This window comes from Thermus sp. (genome assembly GCF_040290245.1).
Taxonomy (GTDB): domain Bacteria; phylum Deinococcota; class Deinococci; order Deinococcales; family Thermaceae; genus Thermus_A.
Genome location: NZ_PSMQ01000092.1, coordinates 1 through 4237, shown reverse-complemented (window position 1 = coordinate 4237; position 4237 = coordinate 1). Strand labels below are relative to the sequence as shown.

2 protein-coding genes, 3 pseudogenes and 1 riboswitch are annotated in these 4237 nt (G+C 65.7%); of the genes and pseudogenes, 2 read left to right on the top strand and 3 right to left on the bottom strand.

Annotation, left to right across the window (positions count from 1 at the left end):
• The 3 genes and pseudogenes from C4301_RS09365 to C4301_RS09355 form a co-directional block, all read right to left on the bottom strand.
• Window positions 1–189 (bottom strand): annotated as a pseudogene (locus C4301_RS09365) (hypothetical protein); the annotation flags it as partial.
• Window positions 179–1233: pseudogene (gene galT, locus C4301_RS09360) on the bottom strand (galactose-1-phosphate uridylyltransferase). The pseudogenes galT and C4301_RS09365, both read right to left, overlap by 11 nt.
• The gene (locus C4301_RS09355; protein ID WP_352414811.1) at window positions 1217–2641 is read right to left on the bottom strand and encodes a glycoside hydrolase family 36 protein; all 1425 of its coding nucleotides are present in this window, start codon (window positions 2639–2641) and stop codon (window positions 1217–1219) included. Before C4301_RS09355 ends, galT begins: the two are co-directional and overlap by 17 nt.
• Window positions 2642–3079: 438 nt before the next feature.
• Window positions 3080–3165: riboswitch (cyclic di-GMP riboswitch) on the top strand.
• Window positions 3166–3267: 102 nt separating this feature from the next.
• Between C4301_RS09355 and C4301_RS09350 the strand changes: the two genes are divergently transcribed.
• Together C4301_RS09350 and C4301_RS09345 are read left to right on the top strand one after the other, a co-directional pair.
• Window positions 3268–3702: a hypothetical protein gene (locus tag C4301_RS09350; RefSeq protein ID WP_352414810.1), complete on the top strand. Its 435-nt coding sequence runs from the start codon at window positions 3268–3270 to the stop codon at window positions 3700–3702.
• 222 nt (window positions 3703–3924) lie between these two features.
• Window positions 3925–4237, top strand: a pseudogene (locus C4301_RS09345) (hypothetical protein); the annotation flags it as partial.

Below are 4237 nucleotides of genomic sequence, written 5' to 3'. Positions count from 1 at the left end.
GTCGGCGTAGGCGAAGACGTTGGGGACCAGGCCAAAGCCCAGCTCGCGTTCGATCTCCTGACGGACGGATTCCATGTTCCATAGTATACCAAAGCCCGCGGCAAGGCCAGGTGCAAAAGACAGCCTGCGGGCCCCAGCGCCCCTTTGCGCACGGAGGCTGGGCTTCCCCCGAGGAGGGCTATTTTTCAACTGTTTGAGCCTGCTTAAGCCTCTGGGCGGTCTCTTCCGGGAAGGCGTCCACCACAAACGTGCCTGCTCCGAGCTCCGTGCCCGCCAGGTACTTGAGCCGGTCCCGCGCCCGCTTGGGAGGGTAGAACTCCACGTGGAAGTGGAAGTGGGCCTCCTCCCCCTTGGGGCTGGCGTGGAAGACCATGACGTAGGGAAAGGGCTCTTGATAAAGGGCATCGTAACGGGCCACCACCCGGCCCAGGAGGCGGGCAAAGGCCTCCACCTCTTCCCTACTGAAGGTCCAGGGTCCGGGGTGGCGGTTCAGGGGGGCGATCCAGACCTCATAGGGGTAGCGGGCAAAGGGGGGGACGAAGGCCAAGAAGCCCTCCTCCTGGTCCACCGTATAGGGCCCGAGGGAGGGGAAAAGCTCCTGGAAAACCGGTCCTTTTCGGAAGGCTTCACTTTCCCGCTCCAAAACGGGGGGAAGGAAGGGGTAAGCGTAGATCTGCCCGTGGGGGTGGTGGAGGGTGACCCCGCCTCTCCCCTGTTCTCAAAGGGCATGACGAACCGCACCCCCTCCAGGGCGTAGAGCTCGAGGTACCGGTCCACCCAAACCTCGACCAGAAGCCGCCTTTCCTCCTCGCTCAAGGTGGCGAGGCTGCCCGTGTGCTTGGGGGTGTAGACCACCACCTCGCACCGACCCAAGGCAGCCTCCCCGGGGACGGGAAGGCCCTGCGGGGCCGGGGGGGGATGGGGGAGGAAGGAGGGGAACCGGTTCTCAAAGACCGCCACCTGGAAGTCCCGGAAGGGGATCTCCGTGGGAAAGCCCCCCTCGCGGCTTGGGCAGAGGGGGCAGTGTTCCCTTGGGGGAAGGAAGGTCCGCTCCTGGCGGTGGGCGGCGTAGACCACCCACTCCCCCCTTAAGGGGTGCCACCTGAGGTGAGGGGCCGGGGCCAGGGTTTCCTCGAGCTCAGGAAGGGGGGAGGTCTCCGGGGGGGTCAGGCCGTAGAGGTAAAGCGCCCGGCCATCCCGCTTGCGGTGGATGTGTTTAAAGAACCTCTGCATACTCCACCCCTTCCTCCCCTACCCGGAACCGGTAGGGGGAAAGCCGCTCCACCTTGGGGTCTTCCTCCAGAAAGCGCCGCAGGGCCTCGGCCTCCTCCGGGAGGAGCCAGAAGGGGGGGTCGGAGGTGGCCTTGAACCCGGTGATCCAGGCCATGGCCTGCTGGAGGCGCATGGCCTTGGGGGGAAGCAGGTTATAGCGGGTGCGGAAGTAGACCACATCGGGGTCCACGTGCACGTTCTCCATAAGCCAGAGCCGGTGGAGGGTGGTGCGCAGGGCGTTCCGGAGGCCGGGGCCCGTGGGGTCGGCCAGCCAGAAGGAGCGGTCCTCGTTGTCCCAGTAAGGGGCCACGTCCGGCCCCACCCGGAGGCCGTCCGCGATCCCCAAGGAAGGGAGGATGGGCGCCCCGCAAAGGAGGAGGTAGGCCTCCCCCGCCGCCTCCCTCACCGCTTCCAGGGCCCTCCGGTACCGCGCCTCCCCTTCCGCCCCCGGAAGGGCCGCGGCGTAGAGGAAGTCCAGCTTCAGGTACTCGTACCCCCAGGCCAGGGCCTTCTGGACCAGGGAGGTCACCCAGGCCACCACCTCCGGATTCCCCGCGTCCAGGGCGTAGAGGGGAAGGCCCCAGTTGAACCCCGCGGGAACGGGCCTTCCCTCCTCGTCCCGCAGAAGCCAATCCGGGTGGGTCCGGAAAAGGGGGCTTTCCTCCGTCACCAGAAAGGGGGCAAGCCAAAGCCCCGGCCTGAGCCCCTTCTCCCGGATCCGTTCCGCCAGATAGGCCATTCCCCTGGGAAAGCTTTCGTTCGCCTCCCAATCTCCCAGCGCCCTCTGCCAGCCATCGTCGATCTGGAAGACCTCGACGGGGTAGCTCTGGAGGGCCTCCAACGCCTCGAGGAGGAGTCCCTCGCTGATGTCCCTATAAAAGCTGTACCAGCTGCACCACACCCTTGGGGGCTTGCCCCGAAGCCGCCGGGGAAGGTGCCTCGAGTAGGCGGCAAAGACCTCCTCCTCCTTGCCGAAGCCCAGAAACCACCCCTCCTGGCCTCCGGACCGCCCCAAGAGGAGGTCCTCTGTGCCCAGCACCCTGGCCCCCGGGCCCAAGGCTCCGAGGAGGAGGACCCCCTCCCCCACCCGCAACGCCCCCAGGCCGCTTCCCCAGTGGGCCTTTTGGCTAAGGAGCCAGGGGTCGTCCGCCTGGGGCCGCCGCTTTAGGGGAAGGAGGGGCTTAAGGGGTTCGGCCAGGTCCACCCAGCTGGCCAGGCTCCAGCTCTGCCAGCCGTGGCGGAAGAAGAACCGGGCCGGGGAGGGGGCGTAGACGCGCACTTCCTTCCCCAAAAGGCGGAAGCCCCCAGGGGTCTTTCCAACCCCTTCGGCTTCCACCGCCACCTCGCCTAAGGAAAAGCGCAGCCTCATTCTTCCTCCTACGGGAAAAAGCACCCTGCCCAGCAAGGGCAGGCCAGCCCCAAGACCGGGCCCCCTGGTTCGGCCAAGGGTCTTTCCCTAGGCCAACGGAATCCAAGGAAAGGCGGACTGGCCCTCCCCTTGCCGGAACTCAATGGAAGCAGTCCATCTTGCCGCCTTGCAGGGAAAGCCCCGGTCGGATTGGGCAAAAATCGCCGCATGGGGAAACTCCCTGAGGGGAGATTACTCTTCTTTTCGTTAGTTTGTCAATACCTTCCTTTGGATGAAAAGGGCTTTTGGAAGCCGCCGGAGCAAGGACCGGCCGGGTGGGGGGGCTGGACATGGGTCGGCCAGGGTGGTACCCTGAAAGCTAGAGGCATCCACCCTCCGTCGCCCTGGGCTCAAAAGCCCCCTCTGAACAGCTCGAGCTGACCCCCGCTTTGGCGGGAGCCAGCATTCGGAGGCGAGGAACCGCGCGAACCAAGATGGGCGCCATGGAGCGCGGGGAGCCAGTGGCGCAACCGGCCGAATGCGGCGTTTCCTGGTGAATAGCCGTAAGGCGGTTGCGCCCCGACTTCAAGGAGGTGGTCGGGGTGCGTGTTTTTTGGATATCCGTGTTGGGCTTGGCCTTATGGGGTTTGGAGTTAGGGGCCTGGGCACAAGGGGTTTCCTGGGCAGCAAGCGGGGTGGGTGTCCAGATTCCCGCCGTCTTGTACCTTAAAACCCCTTCCGGAGAAAGGGCTCCTGAGCTTTTCCTGCCTCCCGGGAAGTGGGATCTGGAGGTGGTGGCCAATACCTCCTGGTTGCTCGTGGTCCACGGGGCCCCCCTGGGGGTCCAGGTCCTCTCCGTGTGGCCCTCGGAAGGGGGCTTGGTCGACCTGGCTTATCCGGGGCTTGTCGCCCGGGCGGGGGAAAGCAACCCGGAGGAAGGGGGTCTTTTTGCGGCTGCCCCTCTGGGTCACAATGGCCTTGATGCCCAGGGGTCTTTGCTCTTAGCCAGGGGGAAGAAGCGGGCTCGGGTAGCCCTTTTCCTTCCGACCGCCTCCCGGGTGGCCGTGGTCTCAGGGCGATAGCCGAAGCGGCCACGCTCCGGCCCAGCCTTTGAACGGTGGGCGGGCGTGGAAACGCAGACCGGGGCTTTGCGCGCGGTTTGAGTCCCGGGCATGATCTTCACAGGGTTTTCAAACGGTTCTGGTATATAATGCTCTGGGGAAGCAGAGAACCCCCGGGCCTAGACGGGCGCCACGGTCCGGGGGGGAGCAAGTGGCGCGACCGGCCCCTCACGGAGGTTCGGCATGAGGAAAGGTATCACACTGGTTTTGGCCCTCTTCGGTCTAGCCCTGGCCCAGACCCCGCCCCGGAGCCACACGGTCACGGTCAATGTCCCTTCGGTTTTGAGCGTTAGCCTGGACGCCCAGGACTTCCTCTTCGACTTCGGCAGCAACGCCACGGGCAGCGTCACGGTTAGAGACACCTCCTATTCTAGGGCGGGCCAGAGCGCCTACAACGCCTTTCTGGACGCGAACACCTCTTCCCAGGTCTTCGCCCCCTCGAGGGTCAGCAACCTGGGAGGCGGTACGGGGGACTTCGCCACCCTGACCGTGCGCT

Coding starts and splice junctions, on each gene's coding strand:
- C4301_RS09355 (WP_352414811.1), bottom strand. CDS start 2,641: ATGAGGCTGCGCTTTTCCTTAGGCGAGGTGGCGGTGGAAGCCGAAGGG.